The organism is Algiphilus aromaticivorans DG1253 (assembly GCF_000733765.1).
Lineage (GTDB): Bacteria > Pseudomonadota > Gammaproteobacteria > Nevskiales > Nevskiaceae > Algiphilus > Algiphilus aromaticivorans.
Genome location: NZ_JPOG01000001.1, coordinates 3,105,728 through 3,131,648 on the forward strand (window position 1 = coordinate 3,105,728; position 25,921 = coordinate 3,131,648).

At 63.5% G+C, this 25,921-nt stretch carries 26 protein-coding genes and 1 tRNA gene; 14 read left to right on the forward strand and 13 right to left on the reverse strand.

The annotated features are described in order from the left end of the window. Window positions 1–145 precede the first annotated feature (145 nt). Genes hsdR through U743_RS14445 form a run of 6 tightly spaced genes read left to right on the forward strand, consistent with a single transcriptional unit; the run spans window position 146 to window position 7,338 of the window. Complete coding sequence (gene hsdR, locus U743_RS14420; RefSeq protein ID WP_043769194.1) at window positions 146–2,590, forward strand: EcoAI/FtnUII family type I restriction enzme subunit R; 2,445 nt, start codon at window positions 146–148, stop codon at window positions 2,588–2,590. 49 nt (window positions 2,591–2,639) lie between these two features. Beyond that, the gene (locus U743_RS14425; RefSeq protein ID WP_043769196.1) at window positions 2,640–2,918 is read left to right on the forward strand and encodes a type II toxin-antitoxin system RelE/ParE family toxin; all 279 of its coding nucleotides are present in this window, start codon (window positions 2,640–2,642) and stop codon (window positions 2,916–2,918) included. A 13-nt stretch (window positions 2,919–2,931) separates the two neighbouring features. Next, entirely contained in the window at window positions 2,932–3,282 is a 351-nt protein-coding gene (locus U743_RS14430; RefSeq protein WP_052368227.1) for a HigA family addiction module antitoxin, read from the forward strand. Continuing rightward, the gene (locus U743_RS14435; RefSeq protein WP_043769198.1) at window positions 3,282–4,739 is read left to right on the forward strand and encodes a type I restriction-modification system subunit M; all 1,458 of its coding nucleotides are present in this window, start codon (window positions 3,282–3,284) and stop codon (window positions 4,737–4,739) included. The genes U743_RS14430 and U743_RS14435 overlap by 1 nt, the downstream gene beginning before the upstream one ends. Beyond that, window positions 4,736–6,268, forward strand: a complete 1,533-nt coding sequence (locus tag U743_RS18310; RefSeq protein ID WP_052368228.1) for a restriction endonuclease subunit S — start codon at window positions 4,736–4,738, stop codon at window positions 6,266–6,268. The genes U743_RS14435 and U743_RS18310 overlap by 4 nt, the downstream gene beginning before the upstream one ends. Beyond that, complete coding sequence (locus U743_RS14445) at window positions 6,268–7,338, forward strand: endonuclease NucS domain-containing protein (RefSeq protein WP_043769199.1); 1,071 nt, start codon at window positions 6,268–6,270, stop codon at window positions 7,336–7,338. Before U743_RS18310 ends, U743_RS14445 begins: the two co-directional genes overlap by 1 nt. Window positions 7,339–7,434: 96 nt before the next feature. Here U743_RS14445 and U743_RS14450 read toward each other — a convergent pair whose 3' ends face one another. Next, window positions 7,435–7,791, reverse strand: a complete 357-nt coding sequence (locus U743_RS14450; protein ID WP_043769201.1) for a hypothetical protein — start codon at window positions 7,789–7,791, stop codon at window positions 7,435–7,437. A gap of 1,220 nt (window positions 7,792–9,011) precedes the next feature. Next, the gene (locus U743_RS14460; RefSeq protein ID WP_043769203.1) at window positions 9,012–9,218 is read right to left on the reverse strand and encodes a helix-turn-helix domain-containing protein; all 207 of its coding nucleotides are present in this window, start codon (window positions 9,216–9,218) and stop codon (window positions 9,012–9,014) included. 125 nt (window positions 9,219–9,343) lie between these two features. Between U743_RS14460 and U743_RS14465 the strand changes: the two genes are divergently transcribed. Then, window positions 9,344–10,315 carry an HD domain-containing protein gene (locus U743_RS14465; protein ID WP_043769205.1) on the forward strand — a complete coding sequence of 324 codons (972 nt, stop codon included), beginning with the start codon at window positions 9,344–9,346 and terminating at the stop codon, window positions 10,313–10,315. Between the two features lie 132 nt (window positions 10,316–10,447). On the opposite strand, the gene U743_RS19160 is transcribed toward U743_RS14465, so the two are convergent. Both U743_RS19160 and U743_RS14475 read right to left on the reverse strand, forming a co-directional pair. Then, complete coding sequence (locus tag U743_RS19160; protein ID WP_156966461.1) at window positions 10,448–10,840, reverse strand: hypothetical protein; 393 nt, start codon at window positions 10,838–10,840, stop codon at window positions 10,448–10,450. Between the two features lie 182 nt (window positions 10,841–11,022). Next, window positions 11,023–11,343: a hypothetical protein gene (locus U743_RS14475; RefSeq protein WP_043769208.1), complete on the reverse strand. Its 321-nt coding sequence runs from the start codon at window positions 11,341–11,343 to the stop codon at window positions 11,023–11,025. A gap of 1,604 nt (window positions 11,344–12,947) precedes the next feature. Here U743_RS14475 and U743_RS14480 point away from each other — a divergent pair. The 3 genes from U743_RS14480 to U743_RS19165 are packed head-to-tail and all read left to right on the forward strand — an operon-like array spanning window position 12,948 to window position 14,493. Next, window positions 12,948–13,700 carry a hypothetical protein gene (locus tag U743_RS14480; RefSeq protein ID WP_043769210.1) on the forward strand — a complete coding sequence of 251 codons (753 nt, stop codon included), beginning with the start codon at window positions 12,948–12,950 and terminating at the stop codon, window positions 13,698–13,700. 46 nt (window positions 13,701–13,746) lie between these two features. Continuing rightward, window positions 13,747–13,977 carry a hypothetical protein gene (locus U743_RS14485; protein ID WP_043769212.1) on the forward strand — a complete coding sequence of 77 codons (231 nt, stop codon included), beginning with the start codon at window positions 13,747–13,749 and terminating at the stop codon, window positions 13,975–13,977. A gap of 9 nt (window positions 13,978–13,986) precedes the next feature. After that, the gene (locus U743_RS19165; RefSeq protein ID WP_156966462.1) at window positions 13,987–14,493 is read left to right on the forward strand and encodes a helix-turn-helix transcriptional regulator; all 507 of its coding nucleotides are present in this window, start codon (window positions 13,987–13,989) and stop codon (window positions 14,491–14,493) included. A 95-nt stretch (window positions 14,494–14,588) separates the two neighbouring features. Here U743_RS19165 and U743_RS14495 read toward each other — a convergent pair whose 3' ends face one another. From U743_RS14495 to U743_RS14505, 4 genes are all read right to left on the reverse strand, one after another. Beyond that, window positions 14,589–15,440: a site-specific DNA-methyltransferase gene (locus U743_RS14495; protein WP_043769216.1), complete on the reverse strand. Its 852-nt coding sequence runs from the start codon at window positions 15,438–15,440 to the stop codon at window positions 14,589–14,591. 971 nt (window positions 15,441–16,411) lie between these two features. Next, window positions 16,412–16,750: a hypothetical protein gene (locus U743_RS19170; protein ID WP_156966463.1), complete on the reverse strand. Its 339-nt coding sequence runs from the start codon at window positions 16,748–16,750 to the stop codon at window positions 16,412–16,414. A gap of 116 nt (window positions 16,751–16,866) precedes the next feature. Then, window positions 16,867–17,202, reverse strand: a complete 336-nt coding sequence (locus U743_RS14500; RefSeq protein ID WP_156966464.1) for a hypothetical protein — start codon at window positions 17,200–17,202, stop codon at window positions 16,867–16,869. 23 nt (window positions 17,203–17,225) lie between these two features. Next, a complete protein-coding gene (locus U743_RS14505) occupies window positions 17,226–17,726 on the reverse strand; it encodes an RDD family protein (RefSeq protein ID WP_198022064.1) in 501 nt (166 codons plus the stop codon). A 210-nt stretch (window positions 17,727–17,936) separates the two neighbouring features. On the opposite strand from U743_RS14505, the gene U743_RS14510 reads away from it, so the two are divergent. Then, a complete protein-coding gene (locus tag U743_RS14510; RefSeq protein ID WP_043769220.1) occupies window positions 17,937–18,212 on the forward strand; it encodes a helix-turn-helix domain-containing protein in 276 nt (91 codons plus the stop codon). A gap of 42 nt (window positions 18,213–18,254) precedes the next feature. Here the strand turns inward: U743_RS14510 and U743_RS14515 are convergent, their stop codons facing one another. The 4 genes from U743_RS14515 to U743_RS14530 form a co-directional block, all read right to left on the reverse strand. Next, the gene (locus U743_RS14515; RefSeq protein WP_043769222.1) at window positions 18,255–19,622 is read right to left on the reverse strand and encodes a tyrosine-type recombinase/integrase; all 1,368 of its coding nucleotides are present in this window, start codon (window positions 19,620–19,622) and stop codon (window positions 18,255–18,257) included. Window positions 19,623–19,769: 147 nt separating this feature from the next. Then, a tRNA-Thr gene (locus U743_RS14520) sits at window positions 19,770–19,845 on the reverse strand. A gap of 17 nt (window positions 19,846–19,862) precedes the next feature. After that, entirely contained in the window at window positions 19,863–20,666 is an 804-nt protein-coding gene (locus U743_RS14525; protein WP_043769223.1) for a dienelactone hydrolase family protein, read from the reverse strand. A 61-nt stretch (window positions 20,667–20,727) separates the two neighbouring features. Continuing rightward, window positions 20,728–21,687, reverse strand: a complete 960-nt coding sequence (locus U743_RS14530; RefSeq protein ID WP_084191581.1) for an oxygenase MpaB family protein — start codon at window positions 21,685–21,687, stop codon at window positions 20,728–20,730. A 118-nt stretch (window positions 21,688–21,805) separates the two neighbouring features. Here U743_RS14530 and U743_RS18315 point away from each other — a divergent pair, with 118 nt between their 5' ends. Next, window positions 21,806–22,444 (forward strand): TetR/AcrR family transcriptional regulator, encoded by a 639-nt coding sequence (locus U743_RS18315; protein WP_052368229.1) that lies wholly within the window; start codon window positions 21,806–21,808, stop codon window positions 22,442–22,444. Window positions 22,445–22,451: 7 nt separating this feature from the next. Here the strand turns inward: U743_RS18315 and U743_RS14540 are convergent, their stop codons facing one another. After that, window positions 22,452–23,297, reverse strand: coding sequence for a mechanosensitive ion channel family protein (locus U743_RS14540; RefSeq protein ID WP_084191582.1), 846 nt, complete (start codon window positions 23,295–23,297; stop codon window positions 22,452–22,454). Window positions 23,298–23,377: 80 nt separating this feature from the next. On the opposite strand from U743_RS14540, the gene U743_RS14545 reads away from it, so the two are divergent. Next, complete coding sequence (locus U743_RS14545; RefSeq protein ID WP_052368230.1) at window positions 23,378–24,241, forward strand: alpha/beta fold hydrolase; 864 nt, start codon at window positions 23,378–23,380, stop codon at window positions 24,239–24,241. A 67-nt stretch (window positions 24,242–24,308) separates the two neighbouring features. Then, entirely contained in the window at window positions 24,309–25,853 is a 1,545-nt protein-coding gene (locus tag U743_RS14550; RefSeq protein WP_043769224.1) for a glycerol-3-phosphate dehydrogenase/oxidase, read from the forward strand. Window positions 25,854–25,921 lie beyond the last annotated feature (68 nt).

The following is a 25,921-nucleotide window of genomic DNA, read 5'->3' on the forward strand; positions in this document are numbered from 1 at the left end:
CCCAAGCGCAGAAGCAACACGAAAGTACCGCTAGCGACGGCGCGACTGGCTAGGGCCTCCGGGCCCCAGTGCTTTCCCGGCTGCGTTATCGTCGCTCCAGCGTACAACGCGGGAGGGACGCCCCTACCTCGGTAGCGGGCTATGCATGGACAAGCGCGAGCTAAGTGAACGCGACATCTGCACCAAGTACATCACGCCCGCGCTTGAGCGCGCGGGATGGGACCGCATGCTGCAGATGCTCGAAGAGCATTCCTTCACCCAGGGCCGCATCATCGTGCGCGGCAAGATGGTGTCGCGCGGCAAGGCCAAGCGCGCCGACTACATCCTGCAGTACAAGAAGAACATCCCCATCGCCGTCATCGAGGCCAAGGACAACAAGCACAGCCTCGGCGACGGCATGCAGCAGGCGCTGAACTACGCCGAGACGCTGGATGTGCCCTTCGTCTTCACCTCGAATGGCGATGGCTTCGTCTTCCACGACCGCACCGGCACCAGCCCGCAACGCGAAACCACGCTGAGCCTCGACGAGTTCCCGTCACCGGAAGAACTATGGGCGCGCTATCGCACCTGGAAGGGCTTCAGCCGAGAGGCGGAATCCACGGTCCTGCAGGACTTCCACGACGACGGCAGCGGCAAGGCGCCGCGCTATTACCAAATCAACGCCGTCAACAAGGCAATAGAGGCCATCGCACAGGGGCGCGACCGCATCCTGCTGGTGATGGCCACTGGAACCGGCAAGACCTACACCGCCTTCCAGATTATATGGCGACTCTGGAAGGCCGGCCGGGCCAAGCGCGTGCTCTTCCTCGCCGATCGCAATGTGCTCGTGGATCAAACCATGGTCAACGACTTCCGGCCCTTCGGTGGCGCCATGGCCAAACTCTCCACCAACGCCAAGACCATCGAGCGCGACGACGGCAGCAAGGAAGATCTCACACTGGCGTTCGACAAGAAGCGCCGAATCGATAGCGCCTATGAGGTCTATCTCGGCCTCTATCAGGCCATCACCGGCCCCAATGAGCAGGACAAGATCTTCCGGGAGTTCTCGCCCGACTTCTTCGATCTCATCGTCATCGACGAATGCCATCGCGGTAGCGCCGCCGAGGACTCCGCCTGGCGCGAGATCCTCGAATACTTCTCGGGCGCCACGCAGATCGGCATGACCGCGACACCGAAGGAGACCAAGTACGTCTCCAACACCGCCTACTTCGGCGACCCGATCTACACCTATTCCCTCAAGCAGGGCATCAGCGACGGGTTTCTGGCTCCCTACAAGGTGGTCAAGGTGCACATCGACCACGATGTCGAGGGCTACCGGCCGCAGAGGGGTCAGCTCGACCGGGAAGGCCAAGAAATCGAGGACCGCCTATACAACCGCAAGGACTTCGACCGCGAGCTGGTCATCGATGACCGCACCAGCCTGGTGGCACAGAAGGTCACCGCCTTCCTGCGCGAAAGCCGCGACCCCTACCAGAAGGCGATCGTCTTCTGCGTCGACCAGGAGCACGCCGCGCGCATGCGCCAGGCGCTGATCAACGAGAACGAGGACCTGGTCGCCCAGAATTCTCGCTATATCATGCGCATCACCGGCGGCGACGCCGAAGGCAAGGCGCAGCTCGACAACTTCATTGACCCGGAATCCACGTACCCGGTCATCGTCACCACCTCGCGGCTGCTCTCCACCGGCGTCGACGCGCAAACCTGCCGCCTCATCGCGCTGGACCGCGAAGTCGGCTCCATGACCGAGTTCAAGCAGATCGTCGGGCGCGGCACCCGCGTCCACGCGGACACCGAGAAGTACTACTTCACCCTGCTCGATTTCCGGGGTGCCACGGCCCACTTCGCCGACCCGGATTTCGACGGCGATCCGGTACAGATCTACGCCCCCGGCGCCGGCGACCCCGTCGCACCGCCGGACGAGCCCCCCAAAAATGAGTTCCGCGACGACGCCGGAGACTACGACGCGGGCGAAGGGGAAACCGTCGTTTCGGGCGGCAGCGAGGGCGGCCAGAAGCCCGAGAAGCGCCGCAAGATCTACATCGACGGCGTCGGCGCCAGCATCATCGCCGAGCGCGTCGAGTATCTCGACGAGCAGGGCAAGCTCGTCACCGAATCGCTGCGCGACTTCACCAAGCGCTCGCTGCGCAAGCGCTTCACCAGCCTGGACGATTTCCTGCGCCGCTGGAGCGCTGCCGAGCGCAAGCAGGCCGTGCTCGACGAGCTGGCCGCCGAAGGCCTGCCGCTGGACCCCATCCTCCAGGAGCTGGGCAGCGAGCTGGACCCCTTCGACCTCATCTGCCACATCGCCTTCGACGCCAGGCCGCTCACCCGTAAGGAACGCGCCGAGCAGGTCAAGAAACGCGACATCTTCAGCCGCCACGGCGACACCGCCCGCAAGGTACTGGAAGCCCTGCTCGCCAAGTACGCTGACGAAGGCGTGCTCAACCTCGACGACCCGCGCGTGCTCAGCATCCCACCCATCAACCACCTCGGCACGCCCATGCAGCTGGTCAAGGCCTTCGGCGGCAGGCCCGGCTTCGAGAAGGCCGTCCACGAGCTGCAGGACGCGCTCTACGAGCAGGCGGCCTGAGCCTAATTACCGGGCTTTCGTATAATCACGCGACGCGTTACTATCCCTCATGATTCGGTCTTTCAAGTGCCGGGAAACCGAAGCGCTCGCTCACGGCAAGCGCAGCCGACGCTTCACTGCCATCGAAGCAGTGGCGCGTCGCAAGCTGCGGCAGCTGGAAATCGCCGGGCAGCTGGAGGATCTCCGGGTGCCGCCGGGAAACCGGCTGGAAGCGCTCAAGGGCGACCGCTCGGGTCAGCACAGCATCCGAATCAACGATCAATGGCGTCTTTGCTTCCGCTGGAGCAAGGGCGCCGCCGAAAACGTCGAGATTGTCGACTACCACTGAAACGAGGTGCGTCATGACTGACCTCCCACCCGTAACGCCCGGCGAGCTCCTGCTGGAGGAGTTCCTGAAACCCATGGGCATCAGCCAGTACCGGCTGGCCAAGGAAATCGGCGTCCCCGCCCAGCGCATCGGCGAGATCATCCACGGCCGCCGCGCCATCACGGCGGACACCGACCTCCGCCTGTGCCGCTTTTTCGGCCTGTCGGATGGCTACTGGCTGCGCGCACAGGCCGCGCACGACACGGAAGTCGCGCAACGCGACATGAGCGAGGCACTGGCCGCCATTACGCCGTGGACGAACAACAATCAGGCTAGTTCGAGCGGCAAAAGCGCCCATGGCAGCGCGGGGGCGCAGCGCCGCTGATGAGTGTTCGCAATCTCGTCAAAACCATACAGGACATCATGCGTCAGGACGCCGGCGTGGACGGCGACGCCCAGCGCATCAGCCAGCTCTGCTGGATGTTCTTCCTCAAGATCATCGACGACCAGGATCAGGAGCTGGAGATGCTGCGCGACGACTATCGCTCGCCCATCCCCGAGCAGCTGCAGTGGCGCAACTGGGCGGCAGACCCCGAGGGCATGACCGGCGACGAGTTGCTGAGCTTCACCAACGGCACGCTGTTTCCGGTGTTCAAGGAGCTGACGCCCACCGGCAAGCCGGGAGACCGCCGCCGCGTCGTGCGCGACGTCTTCGAGGACGGCTACAACTACATGAAGTCCGGCCACCTGATGCGGCAGGTGATCAACAAGATCAACGGCATCGACTTCAACAACCTGAGCGAGCGCCAGCACTTCGGCGACATCTACGAGCAGATCCTCAACGATCTGCAGTCCGCCGGCAACGCCGGCGAGTACTACACCCCGCGCGCGGTCACCGCCTTCATGACGCAACAGATCGACCCGCGTCCGGGCGAAACGCTGTTCGACCCGGCCTGCGGTACCGGCGGCTTCCTCTCCTGCGCCATCCGTCACATGCGCAGCAACTACGTGAAGCGGCCCGAGGACGAGGCCACCATGCAGAACGCGCTGCGCGCAGTGGAGAAGAAACCGCTGCCGCACATGCTCTGCGTCACCAACATGCTGCTGCAGGGCGTCGAGGACCCCAGCTTCGTGCGCCACGACAACACCCTGGCGCGGCCCTACATCTCCTGGAGCCAGTCCGAACGCGTTGATGTCGTGCTCACCAACCCGCCCTTCGGCGGGCGCGAGGAAGACGGCATCGAGGCGAACTTCCCGCAGCACTATCGAACGCGGGAAACCGCCGACCTCTTCCTAGCCCTGATCATCCGCCTGCTCAAGCCCGGCGGCCGCGCCGCCGTAGTGCTGCCGGACGGCTCGCTCTTCGGCGAAGGCGTCAAGACGCGGCTGAAGGAGCACCTGATGGAAGAGTGCAACCTGCACACCATCGTGCGCCTGCCCAACTCCGTCTTCCGCCCCTACGCCAGCATCGGCACCAACCTGCTCTTCTTCGAGAAGGGCGCGCCCACCACTGAGACCTGGTACTGGGAGCACCAGGTGCCCGAAGGCCAGAAGGCCTACTCCATGACCAAGCCCATCCGACTGGAGCATCTGGACGACTGCGTAAAGTGGTGGGGCGGCCCCAAGCGCGAAGGCCGCGAGGAAGGCCCGCGCGCCTGGAAGGTCAGCGCCGAGGAGATCAGGGCCCGCAACTACAACCTCGACATCAAGAACCCCCACACCGTCGCCGAAGACCACGGCGACCCGGAAGAGCTGCTCGAAGATCTCAACAACGCCGAGGCCGAGATCCACGCCATCCGCGACCAGCTCAAGGCCATCCTGGGCGAGGCGCTGACGCGATGAAGGCCGAGCGGCTGCTGGAACTCTACGACCGCATCAGCGAGGCGCCGGATGCCGTCAGTAGATTGCGGCGATTCGTGCTGGATCTGGCCGTGCGGGGGAAGCTGGTGGAGCAGAATCCGGACGAACAGTCGGCGGCTGAGCGGCTACCAGCCAAGGTGAAACCGCATCCCTCGCCTCACCTTCCAACAGGGTGGGAGCAAGCAAAGATTGGGCAGCTACTCGAATTCCAATACGGAAAGGGACTGAAGAAGAGCGAGCGCCTGGACTCCGGCCCTGTCCCAGTATTCGGGTCTAACGGAATTGTCGGATACACCGATACACCTCTTACCTCAGCGCCTTCAATAATCGTTGGCCGAAAAGGCTCTGCGGGCGCCCTGAACGTCTGTGATGGTCCTTCATGGACCACGGACGTCGCTTACTACGTAGAGGCACCTGAGTTCTATGTGTTGCGCTTCCTCTACGTTGCGCTTTCTACGCTCGGCTTGGATGGCCTAGGGAAGGGCGTGAAACCTGGGCTATCCCGTGCCGATGCTTACGAGCTGTTATTGCCAGTTCCCCCCACAGGGGAGCAACACAGCATCGTCGCCAAGGTCGACGAGCTGATGGCCCTCTGCGACCGGCTGGAGGAACAGCACGGCACCCGCGAAGCCACGCGCGACCGGCTGACCACCGCCACCCTCTCCCGCCTGACCGCAGCCGACACCAACGAGCAGAGCTTCCACGACCACGCCCGCTTCGCACTCGACACTCTCCCCGCTCTCACCGCGCGCCCCGATCAGATCCAAGCCCTGCGTCAAACGCTGGTTGATCTCGCGGTTAGCGGGAAACTAACGAAGTCAGTTGGTGAAGAAGCAACAGTACAAGGTCGGACGCCCGAAGCTAAGCCCGAATCGATTGGCAAGCCGCACCATTTGCCAGAGACTTGGAAGTGGGCGCCCGCCAGTAGGCTCTGCACGGATGTTGTTGACTGCCCACACAGCACACCTAAGTTCGAGCAAACCGGCGTCCTTTGCCTAGACACCAATAGCTTCAAGGACGGAAAACTGGTCGCGCATCGTCTGCGCTACGTGTCCGAATCCACATATGCAGAACGTATTCGACGGCTTGTGCCTCAGCCTGGCGACGTCGTTTTCGCGCGCGAAGGAAGCGTTGGCGAGTCTGTGGTCGTGCCCGATGATCTCCGTTGCTGCCTTGGTCAAAGGGTGATGCTCTTCCGCCCCGGACCTGAGGTTATCCCTGAATATTTTCGGCTAGCAGTTTCCTCCCCTCAGGCTCTAATCCGGCTTCTTTCGCTTCACAAAGGTATCGGTGCTAAGCACGTCAACGTCAGAGACATGCGAGAAACCCTAATACCCACGCCCCCGATAGACGTACAGCAGCGTATCGTCGCCACACTCCAAGAGCTCATGGCGCTCTGCGACCACCTGGAAGCCAGCCTCAAACAAGCCGACGACAAACGAGCCCGGCTGCTGGATTCGCTACTCGCCGAAGCGCTGGCACCGGCCGAAGAGGCACTGGAGGCCGCCTGATGCCGGTCCGCAATGCCATCTGGAAGGTCGGCGAGGAACCACAGCCGCTCGCCGAAGGCCGGCTGCCCAGCGAGCGGACGCTGGAGGAGATGATTGTCGCGGCGCCCAGCATCCTGTCGGACGAGTGGATGCTGATCGGCCGCCAGGAGCAGACCGGTACCGGTGGCATCATCGACCTGCTCGCCATCGCGCCCGACGGCACGCTGGTGCTGATCGAGCTCAAGCGCGCCCGCACGCCGCGCGAGGTCGTTGCCCAGGCGCTGGACTACGCCTGCTGGGTGGAGACGCTGAAGGCCGAGGATATCGCCGCCGCCTATGCCCGATTCCGGCCCGGTGGCAACCTCAGCGATGACTTCGAGGCCCGCTTCGGCTATCCGCTGGACGAGGACACGCTCAACGACAGCCACCAGATTGTGGTGGTGGCGGCCTCGCTGGACAGCAGTACCGAGCGCATCGTGCAGTACCTCAACGCGCGCGACATCCCCATCAACGTGCTCTTCTTCCAGGTCTTCGACAACGGTGCTGGCGAGCAGCTGCTCTGCCGCACCTGGATGATCGACCCCGGCGAAACGCAGGTGAACGTCGCCGCCGCCGGACGCGGCGACAAGGAACCCTGGAACGGCGAGTTCTACGCCAGCTTCGGCCACGGCCAGGGCCGCGACTGGGAGGAAGCCCGGCGCCATGGTTTCATCAGCGGCGGTGGTGGCACCTGGTACAGCAACACACTGAGCCTGCTGGGCACCGGCGACCGCGTCTGGGTGAAGGCGCCCGGCTACGGCTTCGTCGGCGTCGGCGAAGTCACCAGCCCGCGCCAGTCCATCAACGATTTCCAGATCGACGGCCGCCCAGCCATCGAAGTGCTCAGCGATGCCCACTACCACCGGGAGCACGCCAATGATCCGGACCACTGCGAGTACTTCGTGCCGGTGAAATGGCTACAAACGGTCCCGCTGGACCAGGCCATCGACGAGATCGGACTGTTCGGCAACCAAAACACGGTCTGCAAGCCACGTACGCCCAAGTGGCGGACGACGGTGGAACGACTTAGAGCAGTGTTCCCACAGCAGTAGGCGGGACAATGACCGCTGCCCCTCGCCGACTGCGAGTTGCGTCGGTTGGGGGCAGGCTCAATTGATTGCTCATGATCCGAAACACGCTTCGAGGAGCTAGCACTCCGCTCGCGCGCAGCGCGCTTCCATGAAGCCCTCGAGGAAACCGATCAAGAACACTGCCTTATCGTGGCTAAGCTCCTGAAGCTTCTCCGCGAGATCATGGAACTCGTAAGGAATCTCCGCGTTATCTCCTTTAGGAAAGCCCAGATGGAAACCGAATTCTTCGTGATCGGCGAAAGCGCTCTCGATCTCGGCTGCCATACAATTCGCCAGGTAACCAGGCAGCTCCGCCATGACGGTGGGATCCGGAAGCTCCAAATTACTCATCCCGACGATGAGAAGATGCAGCTGGCGCTCCGAAAGGCCTGTGAAGTTGGTTGCGACATTGAGTTCGGTTGCGAAATACGACATATATATCTCCTAAAATAATGAAAAGTGAATAAGGCCCCGGCGAAAGGCCATGGCGATGAGACAGGTCACAATTTTTGACCTAGCTTGCTCAGCCACAAGAAGCCTTTCAGGCCCACCTTTGTTGTGCGCTAAATCACCTCTGCTGCTCTTTGATTTGCGCCTAATACTATTTTCACCAGAATCTTCCCGCTTACAAGCCCCCTCATCTTGAATTCACGTAAGATCTTGTAACGTATGGAGAAAATGCGCCGAGTGTGCGGTTATCCCCAGATGCTGGCCGGACGGCGAGTTACTCTAAACGACTGAAAAAAGATGCAATTTCGCTCTTGTGGCGATGTTGTTAGAAGAGGTTTATGTAACAGATTCGCGTGACCGGCTCCCGAAAGACTGGTCCGGCCAGAAGTGGCGCGATCAGCCGTGCTGGCCCGGTTGGGATATGGGGAGACGATATGAAGGAGTCGCGATGTATCGAGTAACAGGTTGTCCATGCGCGGAGCAGGCGGAATTGGGCATGGCACTGGGCGAGGTCTACCGCAAGGCCAGTGTTCCCGAGGCGACTTTCTATAACTGGCTCGAGAAGTTCGGTGGACTCGGACCATCTGAGCGATAGCAGCACCGGTAGCTCAAGCAGCTGCCCGCTGATCTCATCCTGGATAAGGCTGTGCCTGCAGGACGTCGAGTAAAAAAGCATGGGGCCAGCCAAGGAGACACGTGCTGGTGGGGCGGTTGCTAGTGGGGTATCTGGGTCAGCGAACGGCGCGGCTGCTCGACCGAGTGCTGGACCACAATCACATCGTGCAGATCAGCGGCGAGCGCTTCCGCCTCGAGAACAAGCACAAGGCCGAACACTTGCGACGGACCGCCGCAAAGCACTGCTTTCGATCCCACGCTGCCGCATCTCCCGAGGACGTCGTCAATGCTCTTGGCAGCGGACGGATAATCTTGTCATCCCATTGCGGCGGTGAGACATCACGGCCGTCGTCCGTACGCCGATGCTGGTCTTCAGGAAGAGGCTTCATGTCATCGGTAACCGCGTTGACGAAGGACTGGCGTCCCGCCAACGGGACAGTGGCGATGAGCATCAGCATCAATGTCTTGCAAGTCACAACGACGCCTGTAATCGAGCGCGGTTCTCCGAAGGCTTGGGCCGTCAGAGCCTCATGAGATGAGACCGGGCGCTCGCTCACGCAAATCCAGAAACAAGTCGACCTGAGGCACGGCTACTCGTCTGGCACTCGCTCCAGCAGATCGCTGACTTCGCAACCGAAGTAAACGCAGAGACGGTCGAGGACAACCAGATCCAGCTTCTTCAGCTTGTCGTGGTAGAGCTTGCCAACCGTCGTTCGATCAATTCCGGTGTCGCGAGCTACATCAATGATCTTCTTCCGCTGCTCAGCCATGCGAACTGCAAGATGACTTCGGATCACTGCTGCGTCCTCTCGGTTGCCTATCGAAAGAGTGTAGTCACACCCCCTTGCGCCTGCCACGAACCGGGGCCAGAATGATGCTTGCAGCATCTTTACGCTGCTTTACGCAACACAGGAGATTGTCTATGAGCATCAGTTACACCGCTAGCACCCGGTTCGCAGAAGAAGAATCCGAGAACTTCGTTCTGCACCCCATGCGGGTGATGAGTCTTCCTCGGATACACCCGGCAGCACCGATGCGGGCGTACTCGGTACACCTCGGCACGCTGGATGAAAACTTTCACGGATTGATCGAGATCCCCGATGAGCTGGCGGCTCGCATTGCGAGCGGGGATGTCGTGCTGGTCAACGGATGGCGGCTTGACGACGAGTTCATTCTGGCTGACTTCTTCGGCGAGATTCGCGATGTCGCCCCCTGGCATCAGGTCCGCATTGGCTCCATTCCGAAAGGTGTCAATTGTGAAGTGGGGGAATGCGCTGCACGGCAGATCCTCCAGCTGATCGACGAGGAGATTGCGAACCCGGTGGTTGCGCAGGCCGTGCACGCCCAGCTCGCGCGCAGCGACTTCTACGCCGGCTTTTTCGCCGCCCCCGCTTCGTCCATGGCACATCACGACTTCCCCGGCGGGCTGGCCTTGCACAGCTTGGAGGTCGCGCTGATCGTCGCTCGGATGCCTCGCTCATCCTTCACCAATGCGATTGGGCGCGACATCGCCCTTGCAGCGGCCCTGCTTCACGATATCGGGAAGGTCGAGTACGTCCTGAGCGGCTACTGTTGCCACGGGACGGGCCACGAGACGAGGACGATTGCTCTGCTCGGCCCTATCCTCCACTGGCTGCGCGAGAATGAAGACAGCAGCGTTGCCGAACTCCTGCTGTACCTGCTGTCACAGGACGGCAAGGCCGCACACGCCAGCTGCCCCGAGGCCATCGCCGTCCGTTTCGCGGATCGCATGAGTGCGACGGCGAATGCGAGCCAGCAGGCCTTCGCCTCGGCGCCGAGGCACTTCAAGTACGCGAAGCGCAAGCTGGGCGGGCCGCTTGCGGACAAGACGTACTACCGCGCGTTGGAGTTGCACCAGCACGCCGCTGAGTAGATAGCTCGCCTTGCGAACTCGACGCTATTGGAGGGGCGTCGCGTCATCAACAAGCGGCCTGGTCAGCCGCTCTTTTTGCTCCGGGTTCGCTGCCGCTCCCTCGAACAGTGAGACCTGGACGAGGACAACCCATCATTCTCTCTGGGGGCTGAACACACGGATCCAGCTGTAGCCGCTGATGGGACCGATCCCGTCTTCGATCTCGAAGTCCTCGCGCATGACGCCATCCATGTAGCGCTGGTCCGGCCAGTGACCGTCACCTTTGACGTAGAGATTCTTGCCTCGATATCCGGGTGCCGCATAGAGAATCATGAACCGAGCAGCCTCTTCCCTCGTTCGCGCACGCACGTAGCCTTCAACATCGTCCCCTAAGCAATGCCCTGTGCAATAGAACACCCGTTCCGGCAAGGTATGTGTGTAAGTTGGCTGGCCGTACTCATCTTCCCGAGCAACATGGTCATTGTTGGGATTGTGCTCGGGGAAGTCGGCAACACAGGCGACAACTGTTTCGTTTTCAAAGCTCATTGGTTGGTTCTCCACATCATTGGAGCCCCCTCGGTATCCACCCTGTTCACCTCGCGCGCTGACACCCTTATTCAGGGGAAAAGGCACCTTGGCCGCTCGATGCAGAACGAGAACGAGATAGGGGCGGATGCGGAGCGACAGGAAGAAGAGGCCCTCCCTCATGGAGAGAGGGCCGTGAACACCTACTGCTCGCGGAAGCGGAGGCGCAACTCCTTGACTGCACCATCGCCATCGTAGCGAGCCCCGATGTCGACAATGCACTCAAAGTAGGCACTTTCCGCGACGGCAATCGCAGGGTCAAAGGCATCAGCCGGATGCCCGTAGATGCCCGAGAAGGTGTGCATTGCATGGGCGCTGGGCACCACACCGGTGAACACAGAAACGCCATCGTGTTCCCCCTCGCACTCCGGGCAGAGCGCGGAGAGACGGGCGGGATCGAAGAGCACGATGCGTCCGGATTCCAGGTTGATCGTGCCCATGTGGATGAACTTCTTGTTGCTCATGTTTGCACCTCGTAATGCGGAATGAGCCCCTTCGGTATCCAGCATTCTCAAAACCACCTGAGCACCTTCATACCGCCCAGCCCGCACCGCTTGCTTGCCCCCCACAGAAACTGATGAATTAGGGAGCCGCCCCCAAAAGTGGGGCGGCTGAATTCCCGAGCATCAGGCTCGGGCTGAATAGGCCGTAGTCGGCGGCCTGCCGGTCACAGATGCGCTGTGACGCCGCCTGCGTTGGTTCAGGTGCAGATTCCTGATGCGATGTTGTACATCGTTGCCTCCTTGATCGATTGATTGATTACCCGACTACCGTCGGGCACGTTCGCCCACTGCGGGCACAGCAGCGGCACCACCCGCCCACTGTGCTGACCCGGCACCACCCGCTGGTCATGCTCCGCAGAGACTTCACTACCACTCGACTGCCGTACCACCGGCAGCTACCTTTTCGACCGCTGGTGACTTTCGTACCCGAGTTGCCTCGGTACATCGGGGTACTTCGACTGCATCGATCCCGATGTCCGCGTTTCCGCGCTCCTACTCATCTCCGCTCCTCGCTGCTGGGCTGATCCGGGCACCACGCCCGGCACCAACAGCGTTTTCCCGCGTTCCTCCATACGAGTCTTATTGCCTAGCCACTGGCGTCACGATGGCTGCTAGGTGCTGAGCACCGCACCGATGCATAACATCGGCTATCCGAGGACCGAGATTCCCAAGCATCTCTCGTACTCACAGCATCGTTTCCCGCCTGCAGTCACCGCCCACTTGAGGGGCGGCGATGGCATCAGCAACATCGCAGATGCATCTCTTGGAGAGATGCAATTACACCCTTGAGCTATCACAGACCCCGCCAGCTTTCGCCGCCGGGTGCCTTCTCACCGCGCACCCCCTTCGGGGCTGTCCGTGAGATCTGAAGACTTATAGGCCCGTGGCCCTTTCGTCGTCAGCGCGAACCCAGGTGCTGCGCACACGTCGTACCGTCACCGGCACCCCGTGGAGTGGTCTGGTTACCACTTCCTCGTACGGCAAGGGTTTCGGTCGGGATGATCCCGACCTAGCCGACACCCACTCGCTTGCTTGCAAGGGTTAGCCAGCGCCGGATTGCTCCGGCTCCCGTTCCCGCGTCGCCCAATATCTGCCAGCCCGTTCGTGAGCCAACCGGAGTGGGTCGTGGCGGGGAGTTACACCCCACCGCTCCCGTTGCAGCCGGACGAACTCAATTACGAGATATCCGGCTACGGCGGTCTGCCGATTGGTTAGATCGGCGTGGTCCCTACCGGGGCCAGGTAGCGTCGAGTGCGGGGCTGGTCACCCCGGTACTGCGTCATGGCTGCGGATTGGTGGCCCGCAGTTGCTCCATGACTTACGGCTGGTGCCGCAACGGTGGTGAACCGTCCCCGAATCCATCGAGGCCATGCCTTCGGTATCCGGAGATTTCAAAGAGGCCGCGCTGGCGCGCGCACATGCGATGACTCCCTCGCCGGCTCGGGAATCTCTCATCGCATGTGATCTTCTGAAGCCTGCCCCTTAGTAACTGCGCATCCTCGTCCCCGCCCTCAACCCAAACAGCCCGGATACCGGAGAAGCTCCAGCCGCTTCCGGAGCACCCGATGTTCGATCCCAATATTCACGCCACCGTCACCGCCACGATGCGTACCATCCAGCGTTACGTGGCCTACGGCTTCCTGTTCTACGTCACCGGCGAGGTCGCCGCCGACCGCGCACCTGCGCTCTTTCAGAAGCTACACGAGCGCTTCGACCTGATCATGACCGACTCGCAGCGCCGCCATGCCCGCAAGCGGGGAGAGGCTGTTTTTCGGCTCGTACTGTTGCCGCTGACGGGGACGACCACCTTCCGCTGGTGGCTATTCCGAACGGAGGGTGAGCATCCGCTGCTTAGTCTCGAAACCTGGCGCGATGCGCGCCGGGAACGCATCCAGTGGCCATGGGTTTTCGAGCTTGCGCAGATGCCCGTTCCGCCACAGCTGCGCAAGGCCTACACCAGGAAGAGCGGCCGGATCGCGATCAAGCCCGTGACCTGGACCTGGCGCATCAACCGAGAACAATTCGAACGCTACCGAGCCGACATCAGGCACTACGCTCAGGTCAACGACAACCGGATTCAGGGCCTAATTCGCTCCCTGCACAGTGCCCCCGGTTTCCGCCAGCTCCGGGATGACGTCTTCAGACTCGATGCCTACATCGTCAAGCAATACCGACGCAGGAAGAGGCCGCCGCCAGAGCTGCCCCCGTTGCCGCAACCGGTGATCCGGAGACGTGGGCGCCAGGACGTGGTCTACCCGCTGTCATTTCTTCTGCGCCGACTTCAGCGGGGTTGCAGCACTTGGTTTCCGAACCGCTGAAATCAACGGATACCGAGGTGACGTAGCCATCAACGAAGAGGAAGCCATGCTGCTCAATCAGCCCAAGCCAAAAACCCGAAAGCGCCTCCCTCTGCAGCTTGAAGAGAAAGACTGGGACCGATTCGAAGCCGTCAAGAAGCGCGCCAAAGAGGCCGGGATGCAGATTGACGTTGAAGGCGCCCTATCAGCCTACTTATTGCGCCAGATCGAGCGCGCAGAACGGACGCTCAAGGACGTCAAACCGGTGACGCCTGCCGACACTGAGCAGGCCTCCTGAGGGGCTGAGATGAACCAGCATTCCGGCAAGCGCTCGCCACTGGGCAGGCCCGGCAATGATTGCCGGGCGGCTGCTGAGCGTGATCGGCATGCGCCGGGCGCCGCGCTTCAACCACCGCTCGTCGCCGCACCTCCAACGCAGCTCGCACAAGACGCCGCAGTGCACCGACGAGCCACTGCGTGGCCCGGTCGGGCGATGGTTGACCCGCCCGTTTCACCACCCGCCCGGCAGCGCTGCACGGGCCGGGCTGAACCCATTGAACTGAGCGAGCACCGCCAAGCAAACTTCAGTAGCGAGCCACTCATGGGTGCCAAATTTACCTTCCTCGATACGGAACAACTTGCCAAGATTCTGGGCTATTCCGGACGCTCAGCCATCCACATGCGACGCGCACGCGGGCAGTCCCTGCCACCCGCCACCCGATTTCCGGGGTCCCGCCGATTGATGTACGAACTTTCCGACGTCGAGGCCTGGTTGGCGGAACAAAAAGAAGCCCCGAATACGCTTTCGGACTAACCGTGGCGGCACCGGAGAACCTCCAACGCAAGCCGGGGCAGCCGCTTGAATGCGCGGCGGACCGCTGTTGCGACTTAAGAAACGTCGAGGCCCAACTACGCACCGTTGGAAGAGGGCGAAGCGTTTGCGAGAGATCCAGCTTTGGCAAGACGATCGCGCGTCACCCGCAGAGCGTCGCCCCTTCTGTCGGACAGGATTGCCCGGCAGCCCATTGCTGCCGCCACCTCTCCAGTAGTGCCCGATCCGCAGGTCGGATCGACCACGATGTCGCCGGGCTTGCAGGTCATCCTGAGCAGCGGCTCGATGACCTTTCGCGGCTTCTGGGCTGGATAACCCGTTTGCTGGCTTCGGTCGATAAAGCCGCTTAGTAGCGGAGCTTCGATCACGGAGAACGGGGTCATTTTGTATTCCAGACGGTTGCCTTTGGCGGCCTCCTGATGGCGCGGGTCGTAGAAATGCTCCGGGTAAATCGGGGCGCCACGCCGACTCAGATGCAGACATACCTGCTGGGATGGCCGCCAGCCCTTGCTCCGGCTCGCCGCGTTTTTGAACCACCACGTGATCCAGCCACGCATCTGCAACCGGAATGGCCAGTGGTCCACGAGGCGGCTGACGTGCTCGGGAAATCCCCAGATGAAAATGTGCTGTCCAACCCGCGCAGCGAGTTCCAGGAGCGGCACCATCTCGGCCAGATAGGCGGATCGCCCCTGGCCGCTCTTCGCCCGGTACCAGGGATCCAGAACGACCGCGCGTGCGGTGACATCGGCCTCATGCAGGGCCTGTAGAGCAGATGCTGCCTCACACTGTGGCATCAAGTGGACCTGCCCGGACTCGGGCACGCGCACGGCTTCCGGTGGAAGCCGTTCCTGCGCTCTCGGCTGCGGCTTCGCTGCGCGCAGCAACGCATCCACTTCGCCGACGAGCGACAACGGGATCCGCCGGGACACCGTAGGCTCGCCGTAGCGACCGGTTCCGGATGGACGTCCCGCGCCCGGTCGATGACCGCCTCTGGCCATGCACACCTCAAAGCGATTCTATGATTCCTGCGCAGGAATCCTACAGGAGCTTTCCGACGCAACTCTTCCAGAAGGCGGTCACCAGTGAGCGGAGCTAGATCGAGGCGCCCCGCCGGCGAGGCGAGGCTCTCCAGGGCGATCAACACTCAACCCTGCTGCATGACTCGACTTGCGGGTGGTGAGCGTCTGCTGAGTCTCGGCACAAAGAGCGAGCCGGGCCGCCTCCCGGCACCGCTCGTCGAGCTGCGCTCCGGAGTCAGGGCCAGCGGAATGACGTGCGCAGGTGACGCAGCGGGCGCAAGGGCGGCGGTGGCTTTCCGGCTCGCGTGGCGAGACTCTGCAGGCGCTCCGGATTTGGCAGCGGTGCTGGCCGGAACCAGCTCCAAGTGCGGCCAGGATTTGCCAGATGCGCAAGCCTATTCCCTGCAGGCCGCCAACATCTCATTCGGGTGAAAAATACAGAGTCTCGCCACACTGCACACACACGTGCGCACGCGTAAACGTACGATTCATCAGATTTCGAACGGTTATGCGATTACTCCCGCAGACCGCGCATTTCACCCGCCCATCGGAGCGCTTGCAACTTGGGTTATTGGCGACGTACCACTCGTAGTTGCAATTGCGCAACCGCATCCAGAAGCCGACCTGCATGAAGCAGTAGATCGCGATCGCCCCGACCACGATGAATCCCCACCATGCGTAGGGAACACTCTCGTTCCCTGTTATCGCAGCAACAGCCATCTGCAGAAACAGGAAACAAAGTACTAGAGCAGTCGCCAGGCTCAATAGCGCTTTAGCGATGTACATGGGTGCCAGATGCCAGAACGAGTGATCGCCCCGAGTCGGATTTCAAGAGCGCCCTCACTCACGTGTTCAGGTAACTTCGCTTCTCCAGTGCGCGCTTAGTAACATCGTCCGATCGCCATTGCATGCGGCTCGCCGTTACTGATCCGGGAGGCCACGCACTGCCATTGCCTGCGATTGAGCTGCTGGAACCGGGCATTGGTCTTACACATGCCTTCCAGCGCCCCCGGGTGTGACGGCAGGCCCTGAGCCGCAGCTGCACGGGGCGAGAGACGGCTCAGCGCTCCCACGCAACCAGCGACATCTCCAGGATTGCCGCTGCCTCCGATCACGACTTCGTTGTTCGGCGAACCACCGAGTTCAACCTTGAACGCGTAAACCGGCCCGACCATGGGCACTGCTACGGCCATCGCCAGTAGGAGGGAAAGATGCTTCATCGTGAATCTCCTCTTGCTTATTGGATCACTCCGGCGTCGTTACCGACGTGTCCGCATCGCATTGATCACGCAACGCAACCTGTCGCGGGGACGCCGGAAACCCTTGGAGTTGGCCCCTACTGAACCTCTTCGGCATACCAGCCGTCCGAGGTCTTCGTGAACCGCATCCGCTGCGTGTGCTGTTCGCCCATCACCGCGTATTGCGGGTTGTAGGTGGTAGTGACCAAACACTCATAGCTGCTCTCTCCCGTGCGTTCGCAGCCGTCGCGGGAGACCGCGTGAATGACCTCCTCGGGAGGTACTTCGGGCTGACCTTCCTGCTTGATGAATGCCATCCACTGCGCCATGGAATCGAGCACGATCGCCTCGACCTCGGCATTGCTCGGTGGCCCTGAGCAGCCGGCCAAAGCAAGCGCTGTGATAATCCACAAAGCTCCAAACCGGGCTTTCATCGAGTTCATCCGCCTTCCCCCTTTCAGCGCTTCAGCACTAACGTGCCAGCCATGACGTCGTGCAAGCCCTGCTTGCGCTGTGTGAAAGCAATCATCAGGAAACCGACGAAGAAGACCAGGGCAGAGATGATCTTCCCCCAGTAGCGGCCGTTAGCCTTGCCGAAACCAATGCGTTGCCCATCGGAGCCGGTCACCTTCATGCCCAGGGCCCGCTTGCCGATAGTGGCCTGTAGCCCCGAGGCCTCCATGACGGTGAAATAGATCCACTGGATCAGCACGCCGACGATCATGCCGACCCCGCCACCCATGAGTTCGGCCTGTTCCGGGCTCACTGAATTGGCAGTTACCACGCCCAGCGAGAACGACAACGGCACGACCACCATGATCGCGACGATCTGGGTCAGCACGATGTCGATGACGTACGCCACAGCGCGTCGCCAGAACCCCCCATAGCCAGCAGTGGCTGAATCACTACCCTGCGCCGCGTTCGCAACGGCAGACTCCTCCATACCCACACTGCTCATGTCTTCCTCCCTTGTTGCAGATCGTCGTTTGAACACCGTGTGTTCGTCCTCCTGATGCACCCACTTCGTCCCATACGGACGCTGCCGTAAGCAGGGTCGCGAGCTGAGCACCACGACGATTGCCACTTTTTCAGATGGGCGAATCTACGCTAGCACAAATGGTACTCATAGTGCGTGGCCTGATAATAGGCTCGGTCATACCGTGCCGAGATGGCCTCCCACCCACAGCTCGTGCTTCTCGGAAAGCAGCTGCGAAAGCTCCGCGAGGCGCGCGGCTTTTCGCAGGAAGCTTTCGCGTGGGAGGTCGGGCTGGCGCGCAGCTACTACGGGGGCGTGGAGCGCGGCCACCGCAATGTCGCCGCGCTGAACCTGATCCGCATCGCTAGGGCACTCGGCGTGGAGGTCGGTGAGCTGTTCCCACCGGCAGCCATGCTGGCTGAGGCGTCGCTGCAGCCCAACGAGGATGGGAGCGCAGAGCCAAGGTGAAGGGCAGCCGGGTCTCGCCATGGCGCAGGCCGGCACGACCGGTCAGGCCGCCTTTCTATGCTCCCGCTGGATCCAGTATCCCTTAGGCGGCTTGCGCACTCCGAGGCGCTTACAGGCGCGATGCACGGCGACGTCGGAGATCCCCATGTCCTCGGCGAAATCGCGAATGGGCATCGACCAGACAGCCTGCTCCAGAAGATCAGTGCAGTCCCGGAACCTGCGCCAATCAGGATTCATCCTTATGGCAATCGCCCTAGGGCGCCGCTTCGCGCTTGCCGGCTTGTAGCTCCAGTTTTCACCTTCGGCCCTGGCGAACTTTTCAGCGACCTTGGACTTGTTGAGGTTGCGCGAGTAGTGCCACAGCATCTCCGGAGAGTCGTGACCGGAAATACCGGCAATCTCACGCTCCGTTAACCCAAGGTCGAGATCCTCAAAAAGCCTACAGATCCCCTCGAACCGGAGATCGTGAAAACGGATCGTCTTCAGATTGCGGGCCAGCACAACCTTACCCGCGCTCTGCAAGATCTCGGCTGCAAGCGCACGTGTCTTGCGCCACGCCCGCGAGATCGTGGAGGGAGCCGCCCAGACCCTGCCGGAGTCACAGGGAGACAAGCGCTCAAGCATCCTCAACGTCGACCCGCGCAAAGGCACGATCCGACTTGAACCGTTCTTGGCGTTGCGCACCAGGAGAGTGCGGCGGTCCCAATCGATGTCTTCCCAGTCGAGCTTGGCGAGTTCGCCACGCCGCATGGTGGTATCCAAAGCCAGGCGAATCAGACTCGAGAACTCAAGGCAGGTCCGCCGCTGCGCACGCAAGATTTCGGCGGCCTCAATCAAGGCTGTTTCCTGTTCGCTATCCAGACGCTGATAGATGAAGGAGTCCGGATCCCCCGGCTTGGGCACCGGCATCCACTTCGCTTCCAGCGCGACGTTCCGTAGCTCGCGGTCGCCGTGTGTCGCAGCCCACTCGAATGAAGTCGAGATTCTGGACAGGAGACCATTAATGGTCCTCGGTGCTTCACCCACTGCCTTGCGACGCTCCACGAGCTTCTCGATATCGCGGACCAGGATGTCCCGCATCCTGAGCTCGGCCAGTTCAGGGGCCTTCACGAGCACCTGACGCAAGGCCGACCGCGCCTGTGCGGCACTCTTCTCCGAGCCTTGGATCTCGTCCAAGCGCTTCTCGACGACTTCGCGGAGCGTGAAGCGTCTTGTCGCGACGATCTCATCCAGGAGATCCGGCCGACGGACGCCCACCTGCATGTCTTTGAGGTATTGCTCCGCTGAACCCTCGTCGCGGAAGGTCTCGGTGTAGCGCTGACCATTGATCATGATCTGCGCCTGGTACTTGCCATTGCCCCGGCGGCTCACGTAACCGGTCGGGGTGGGACCACGCTTCTTCTTCTGCACGGTGAAACTCCTTTGCCAGGAGTGCCACCGGTATCCGCGCGTTTCAAAGAAGGGTGGTCGAAGCCCCCCTGCCACAGAAACCTGCAGCAGGAATTCGCCGCAGCGCGTTCCCAGCGAAGGAAAAACGCTGCCAAGTCGTTGATTTGGTGGTGCCGGCGGAGAGAATCGAACTCCCGACCTTCGCATTACAAGTGCGCTGCTCTACCTGCTGAGCTACGCCGGCGTCGGGCGCCATTGTAGCTAAGCCGGCCTGGCGACCAGATGTTCGCGCAGAAAGGACAGCGTCCGCTCCAGCGCTTCGCGGGTGGGTTCGCCTTCTTCGTCGATCAGGTGCTTGGTGAGCACGCTGTGGGCCGGCTTGGGGCCTTCAGGGTTGGCGTGGGCGTCGTCGATCTCGATGGCTTCGAAGGCTGCGCCGAACTCGCGCTTCAGTCGCCGGAAGCGCGCGGCGGGACAGGTGGGGTCGCCCTTGAAGCGCAGACCGAGAATGGCCGCGCCCTCGTTATCGATCTTGCTGTGGGCGGCGTCGATTTCCTCGTCGGAGGCGTGCAGCGCCTGCTTGCGCTCACGGCCCAGGGGAAAGGGCAACGCGGGCTGCGAGAGTACCGGGGCGATGACCGGGGCGTCCAGCATCATGGCGAGGCCGAAGTTGCCGGTGATGCACATGCCGACGGCGCCGACACCGGGTCCGCCGTGTTCATCGTGCGCATGGCGCGCCAGCGCGCGCAGCCAGTCGACGATGGGGCTGGATTGGTGCGCAGCCAGCACGTGGAAGGTCTTGCTGATGCAGATGCGCGACAGGGTGCTGGCCATGTAACCGAAGGAGAATTCGCGCATCGGTTCGCCGAAGAGCTGCGGCAGATAGACGCTGAATCCGGCGTCGCGCACGCGGCAGGCAAAGCTGTGCACTTCGGGCGTGATACCGGGGACCTCGGTCATGACAATGACCGCCGGCCCGTTGCCAGCACGGTAGACGGTCCGGGCTTCGCCCTCGTGGCTGAAGCGCTCCGCGCTGAAGCCGGGCACCTCCTGACTTTCACCCATCGCATGGCCTCCCTGATCGTTCGTCCTGCCCGCTCACTCTAGGCGAGGCGGGCCGGCAGCGTCAGGCCGTGCCGCGAGCTGCCGCTCCCGTTTCGCCTTCGCGCGCATCCTCGGGGGCTTCGGACTCCCACAGATAGGCTTCGGGATGGGCGCGGGCGTCGACAATGGCCTGCCAGGCCAGCGGGATGTAACGTCGCCGCTCGGGTACGAGGCGCAGGACCAGGCGCAGCACGCGCCGCATGGCGCCAAAGGACCAGGCGTCCCAGCGCGACCAGCGCAGCTCGAATCGACTCCGAAACCGCCCGGGCAGCGTGCCCACGACCATGCGCCGCGCACCGGGCGCGATCAGGCGCAGCAGCAGGCGCCAGAGCGGATCCGGCAGGCGCGAGCCGGGCGGCTTCGGCGTCTCCAGGAGCTGGCGCTCGTCGAGCAGGTCGGAGGCGACCTCGCCCATGATCAGCCGCTCGTCGATCATGCGGTTGAAGTGGTGCCAGTACCCCGCCTCGGTCTGCGGAATGTCGGCCTCGCGCAGGCCGAGAATCCGCCCCAGCCGCTGCCATTCGGCGAACATGCGCTGCCGCTGGCTCGCGTCGGCTGGCCTGCCGAAGAGCTCGTGCATGCGGAGGCTGGCGTCGAAGCCCGTCATGTGCACCCAGCCGTAGGCTTCCGGGTCCAGCGCGTGGTAGCGCTTGCCTTGCTTATCGACTCCCTTGATGGGGCGATGGAACTCGCGCAGGGCAACGCCATTGGCGATGGCGGTTTCGGGGCGAGCATAGACCACCGGCCAGAGCATCTTGGTGGAGCGCTCGGCGCGGCCCCAGGGGTCGGTCTTGTAGACCGAGTGCTCACCCACCCCGGCGTCGATAACCGGATGCGCGACCTGCAGCACGAAGGCCTGCGGCAGCATCAGATGGAACATGTAGGAGCCGAAGTCGCGCCAGGTGCAGGAATCTGGCCCGAGCGGGCGCGGCGCCTCGGCCCGGCTGGTTCCTCGCTCGGCAGCAATGCTGGCATGCGGCATGGCGGCACCTCCCCCGGCACGGGGGTCAGGAAAATCTGCGTCCAGCATAATCCAAGTATTTGCTCGGTTATACTCGGGTTCCGCGTAGCGTGACCGCGCTAAAGCTCGAGTCCTGCAAATGGTTGACTATGAACCGAAAAATCGCCCTCGCCAGGCGCGGTCGCGAGCGACTTTCGGCGCCATTCTGGATGCGACGGCTCGGATTCTGGTCGCCGAGGGTTACACCGGGCTGACCACCAACCGCATCGCCGACGTCGCCGGCGTGGGCATCGCCAGCGTCTACGAGTATTTCCCAGGCAAGGAGGCGGTGGTCGCCGCGCTGGCGGAGCGCGAACTGGACGCCTTCGTCGAGCGCATCGCCGGCCATCTGCCGGCGGTGGTCGCCAAGGGCGGTCGCAACGGGTTGCAGCACCTCTTCGAGGTCACGGTCAGCGAAGTCGCCGCGCAGGCCGCGCTGTATCGCGTCCTGCTGCGCGAAATTCCTTTCGTACCGACTCTGCCCGGCGTGCTGCAGCTCCAGGAGCGCGCCTTTACCTACGCGCGCGCGGCCAGCGCCCAGGCGCAGCCGGCCATCCGGCTCCCCGATTTCGAGCGCGACACCTGGCTGATCTGGCAGATGACCTACAACACGCTGCTGGAGATCGGGTTCGGGCAGCACGCCGAGTCCGAACGCGCCGCACTGGTCAATGGGCTCGTGCGCCTGGTCGCGCGCATGCTGTACCCCGGCAGCGCCGAAGTGCCGCCGGGCCAGCCATGAACCAGAATCAGCCGTTGGCCGCCATCGGCGCCATGTCGCGCACGTGCACATCCATCTGCGGATAGGGGATCTCGATGCCCTCTTCGTCGAAGCGCAGCTTGATGCGCTCAATGAGGTCGCAGCGCGTTGCCCACCACTCGCCCGTGGTGGTGTGGCCGCGCGCCGCGAAGTCGACGGAGTTGTCGCCGAGATTGGTCACCACGACCGTGGGCGAGGGGTCTTCCAGCATGCGGTCCTCGGCAGCCAGAATCTCGTGCAGCAGCGCCTTCGCGCGCTTCAGATCGGCGGCATAGGAAATGCTCACCAGCAGGTCGACCCGCCGCGTGGGCAATGCGCTGTAGTTGGTGATGACACCGGACCAGACCGCGTTATTCGGAATCGTCACCAGCTGGTTGTCCAGGGACTTCAAGGTGGTGATGACGATCTTGATGTCCTCGACCGTACCCATCTGCCCGGCGACTTCCACGAAATCGCCGACCCGGAAGGGGCGGAAGAGGATGATCATGACGCCGGCGGCGAAGCTGGAGATCTGCCCCTGCAACGCCAGACCGACGGCCAGCCCCGCGCCGGCGAGCAGCGCGGCGGCGGAGGTCGTATCCACACCCAATCGGCCGAGAGCGGCGATGACAATGACCGCGAGCGCCAGGCCGTAGACGACATTGCCCAGAAAGCGCACCAGCGTCGGATCCATGTTGCGCTTCTGCGCGTTGCGCTGGACGACGTCGATGACCTTGCGCGCCACCCACTTGCCGATGAAGAAGACCAGAAGGGCGGACAGGACATTGACCGCCAACGGCAGCGCCAGATTCACCAATGCCACCGGGTCGGTGAAGTTCTCAAGAGAGATCGCCATGAAAAGGTTCCTTTGGCTGTTGCGATTCCAGACGATGCGCAGTGTAGTCTGCGCGGCTGACGCCGCACCACGACCGCGCCATGCCCGCCTCCCCAAAGCCGTTCTTCATTGATCGCGACGGCCAGCGCCTCGCCCTGCTCCAGCTCGGCCAGGGGCCGGAGGTTGTGCTGCTGCACGGCTTTCCCGACACCGCCTGGGGCTTCCTGCCGGTAATGCGGCATCTCGCCGACGCCGGCTACCGCGCCACGGCGGTCTTCCTGCGCGGATATGCGCCCAGTAGCCTGGCGCCGGACGATGACTATCGTCTCGACGCGCTGGCCGCCGACGTGCTCGGCGTCATCGACGCGCTGGACGCGCCGCGTGCGGCCGTGGTTGGTCACGACTGGGGCGCGGTGGCCGCCTACGCCACAGCCCAGCGCGCGCCGGAGCGCATCGACGCGCTGGTCACCGCCGCCGTGCCGCATCTGCGCCGCTTCCTCGCCGCGCTGGGTTCGCGCCAATTGTGGCGCTCGCGCTACATGCTGCGCTTCCAGCTGCCCGGCGCGCCGGCGCGCTTCGCGCGCGGCGATGCGCTGGAACGGCTGGTAACGGAGTGGTCACCCGGCTGGGCCTTCACGCCCGAGGACCTCGCCCCCGTGCGTGAAAGCCTCCGTGAGCCGGCACGCGCCCGCGCGCTGCTGCGCTACTACCGGCAGCTGCCGGACCAGCTCGCCCACGCGCCCACGCGGCGGCGCTTGCTCGCCCCGGTGCCGGTGCCGGCCACCGTCGTCAGTGGCGCACAGGATGGCTGCATCGGCGCCGAGAACTTCCGCGGGCAGGAGCCGCTGTTTCCGGCTGGCCTGCAGCTCGAGCGCATGGCCGACGCCGGCCACTTCATGCACTGCGAGCGACCGGAGGCCTTCGCGCGCATCGTGATGGCAGCGCTCGCCCGCGCGTCGATCTGAAGCGCGCCGCGCCGCGACAGCGCCGGCACGCCGCGGACGTCCGCGGCGAGGCTGGCAGAATGCAGCCGTGAGCAACGCAGCCTTTCCCCTCAAGCGCGACCTCGCCGGCCTGCAGGACGCGCGGCGCTTTGACGTGCTGGTCGTCGGCGGCGGCATCTACGGCGCGTGGGCGGCCTACGACGCGGCCAGTCGCGGGCTGCGCACTGCACTCATCGACGCCGAGGACTGGGGTGCCGGCACCTCCTCGGCCTCCTCCAAGCTGATCCACGGCGGGCTGCGCTATCTGGAGAACTTCGAACTCGGGCTGGTGCGCCACGCGCTGACCGAGCGCCGCGTGCTGGCGCGGCTGGCGCCGCACATGGTGCGGCCGATCAACTTCGTGCTGCCGGTCTGGCAGGGCGCGCGCGTCGGCATGGCGCGGCTGCGCGCCGGGCTGATGCTCTACGACACACTGGCCTGGGGCCGTCAGCCCGTGCAGCGGCACAAGCGCTTCAACCGCGAGCGCCTGCTGCGGCGCTACCCCTTTCTGGCCGACGCCGGCCTGCGCGGCGGTTTCCGCTACGGCGACTGCCAGGAGGACGATGCCCGACTGGTGACGCTGGTCGTGGCAGCGGCCCAGGCCGCCGGCGCGGTCTGCGCCAATCACGTCCGTGCCGAGGCGCTGCAGCGCGACAACACCGGCACCGTCACCGGCGCCACGCTGCGGGACACCCTGGGCGACGCGCGCTGGACGCTGCACGCCGGGCACACCGTGGGCACTGTCGGCCCGTGGGTGGAGGAGCTGACCGGCGCGCAGTCCCCCGCCGTGCAGTTCGTCAAGGGCACACATCTGGTCATGTCCGGGATCCCCGACTGCCACAGTGCCTTCCTGCTGAACGCGCCGCAGGACGGCCGCGTCTTCTTCGTCATCCCGTACTACAACCGCACGCTAGTCGGCACGACCGAGGTCTCGGTTAACGCACCGGCCGACGCCCGTCCCAGCGACGAGGAATGCCGCTACCTGCTCGCCGCCGCCCACGCCTGGATGCCCGGCCTGCCCTGGCGCGAGGAGGACATCATCCAGCGCTTCGCCGGCATCCGCACGCTGGCCGCGCAGGGCGCCGGCTCGCTGTCCAAGGTGTCGCGCGAGTTCGAGATCACCCAGCCGGCGCCGGGGCTGACAGTGCCGGTCGGCGGCAAGTACACCACCGCGCGCCTGGACGCCGCCGAGATCATCGACAGCGTCTGCGGGCATCTCGGTGTGAAGGCGAAGAGCGTGACAGACCGCGCGCCGCTACCCGGCGCACCGCCAGCCGACAACAGCCTCGGCGACTGGCTGGAAGACGCCCAGCGCCGCCTGTGCGCGCTGGGCCTCGACGAGGCCGCCGCCATGCAGGCGGCGCTGCGCCATGGCACGCGCGTCGACACGCTCTGCGCGCGCCTGGAAGCCGATAAGGGTTTGGCCACCCGCATCCGGCCGGATTGCCCCTTCGCGCGCGTCGAAGCCGCCGTCGCGATAAGCGACGAAATGGCGATGACTGCCGAGGATGTGCTTCGCCGCCGTCTGCCGCTGGATCTGCTCGACACCGACCGCGAGGCGGCGCGCACGAGCATCGCCGATCTGCTGCCCTAGGGCCGCCGACAACACCCCGATCCGCCAGTCAAACGGCCGGAAGCGCCGTTCGACGGACAGCACCCTGT

What these genes read in the sequence shown, in the direction of transcription:
- U743_RS14445 (WP_043769199.1), top strand. Translation starts at nt 6,268, where the DNA reads ATGCCGGTCCGCAATGCCATCTGGAAGGTCGGCGAGGAACCACAGCCG.
- U743_RS14525 (WP_043769223.1), bottom strand. Translation starts at nt 20,666, where the DNA reads ATGGGTGAAAGTCAGGAGGTGCCCGGCTTCAGCGCGGAGCGCTTCAGC.
- U743_RS18315 (WP_052368229.1), top strand. Translation starts at nt 21,806, where the DNA reads ATGGTTGACTATGAACCGAAAAATCGCCCTCGCCAGGCGCGGTCGCGA.
- U743_RS14540 (WP_084191582.1), bottom strand. Translation starts at nt 23,297, where the DNA reads ATGGCGATCTCTCTTGAGAACTTCACCGACCCGGTGGCATTGGTGAAT.
- U743_RS14430 (WP_052368227.1), top strand. Translation starts at nt 2,932, where the DNA reads ATGACTGACCTCCCACCCGTAACGCCCGGCGAGCTCCTGCTGGAGGAG.
- U743_RS14510 (WP_043769220.1), top strand. Translation starts at nt 17,937, where the DNA reads ATGGCCTCCCACCCACAGCTCGTGCTTCTCGGAAAGCAGCTGCGAAAG.
- U743_RS14485 (WP_043769212.1), top strand. Translation starts at nt 13,747, where the DNA reads ATGCTGCTCAATCAGCCCAAGCCAAAAACCCGAAAGCGCCTCCCTCTG.
- U743_RS19170 (WP_156966463.1), bottom strand. Translation starts at nt 16,750, where the DNA reads ATGAAGCATCTTTCCCTCCTACTGGCGATGGCCGTAGCAGTGCCCATG.
- U743_RS14435 (WP_043769198.1), top strand. Translation starts at nt 3,282, where the DNA reads ATGAGTGTTCGCAATCTCGTCAAAACCATACAGGACATCATGCGTCAG.
- U743_RS14425 (WP_043769196.1), top strand. Translation starts at nt 2,640, where the DNA reads ATGATTCGGTCTTTCAAGTGCCGGGAAACCGAAGCGCTCGCTCACGGC.
- U743_RS14530 (WP_084191581.1), bottom strand. Translation starts at nt 21,687, where the DNA reads ATGCCGCATGCCAGCATTGCTGCCGAGCGAGGAACCAGCCGGGCCGAG.
- U743_RS14475 (WP_043769208.1), bottom strand. Translation starts at nt 11,343, where the DNA reads ATGAGCAACAAGAAGTTCATCCACATGGGCACGATCAACCTGGAATCC.
- U743_RS19165 (WP_156966462.1), top strand. Translation starts at nt 13,987, where the DNA reads ATGAACCAGCATTCCGGCAAGCGCTCGCCACTGGGCAGGCCCGGCAAT.
- U743_RS14500 (WP_156966464.1), bottom strand. Translation starts at nt 17,202, where the DNA reads ATGAAAGCCCGGTTTGGAGCTTTGTGGATTATCACAGCGCTTGCTTTG.
- U743_RS19160 (WP_156966461.1), bottom strand. Translation starts at nt 10,840, where the DNA reads ATGAGCTTTGAAAACGAAACAGTTGTCGCCTGTGTTGCCGACTTCCCC.
- U743_RS14505 (WP_198022064.1), bottom strand. Translation starts at nt 17,726, where the DNA reads ATGAGCAGTGTGGGTATGGAGGAGTCTGCCGTTGCGAACGCGGCGCAG.
- hsdR (WP_043769194.1), top strand. Translation starts at nt 146, where the DNA reads ATGGACAAGCGCGAGCTAAGTGAACGCGACATCTGCACCAAGTACATC.
- U743_RS14465 (WP_043769205.1), top strand. Translation starts at nt 9,344, where the DNA reads ATGAGCATCAGTTACACCGCTAGCACCCGGTTCGCAGAAGAAGAATCC.
- U743_RS18310 (WP_052368228.1), top strand. Translation starts at nt 4,736, where the DNA reads ATGAAGGCCGAGCGGCTGCTGGAACTCTACGACCGCATCAGCGAGGCG.
- U743_RS14480 (WP_043769210.1), top strand. Translation starts at nt 12,948, where the DNA reads ATGTTCGATCCCAATATTCACGCCACCGTCACCGCCACGATGCGTACC.
- U743_RS14545 (WP_052368230.1), top strand. Translation starts at nt 23,378, where the DNA reads ATGCCCGCCTCCCCAAAGCCGTTCTTCATTGATCGCGACGGCCAGCGC.
- U743_RS14450 (WP_043769201.1), bottom strand. Translation starts at nt 7,791, where the DNA reads ATGTCGTATTTCGCAACCGAACTCAATGTCGCAACCAACTTCACAGGC.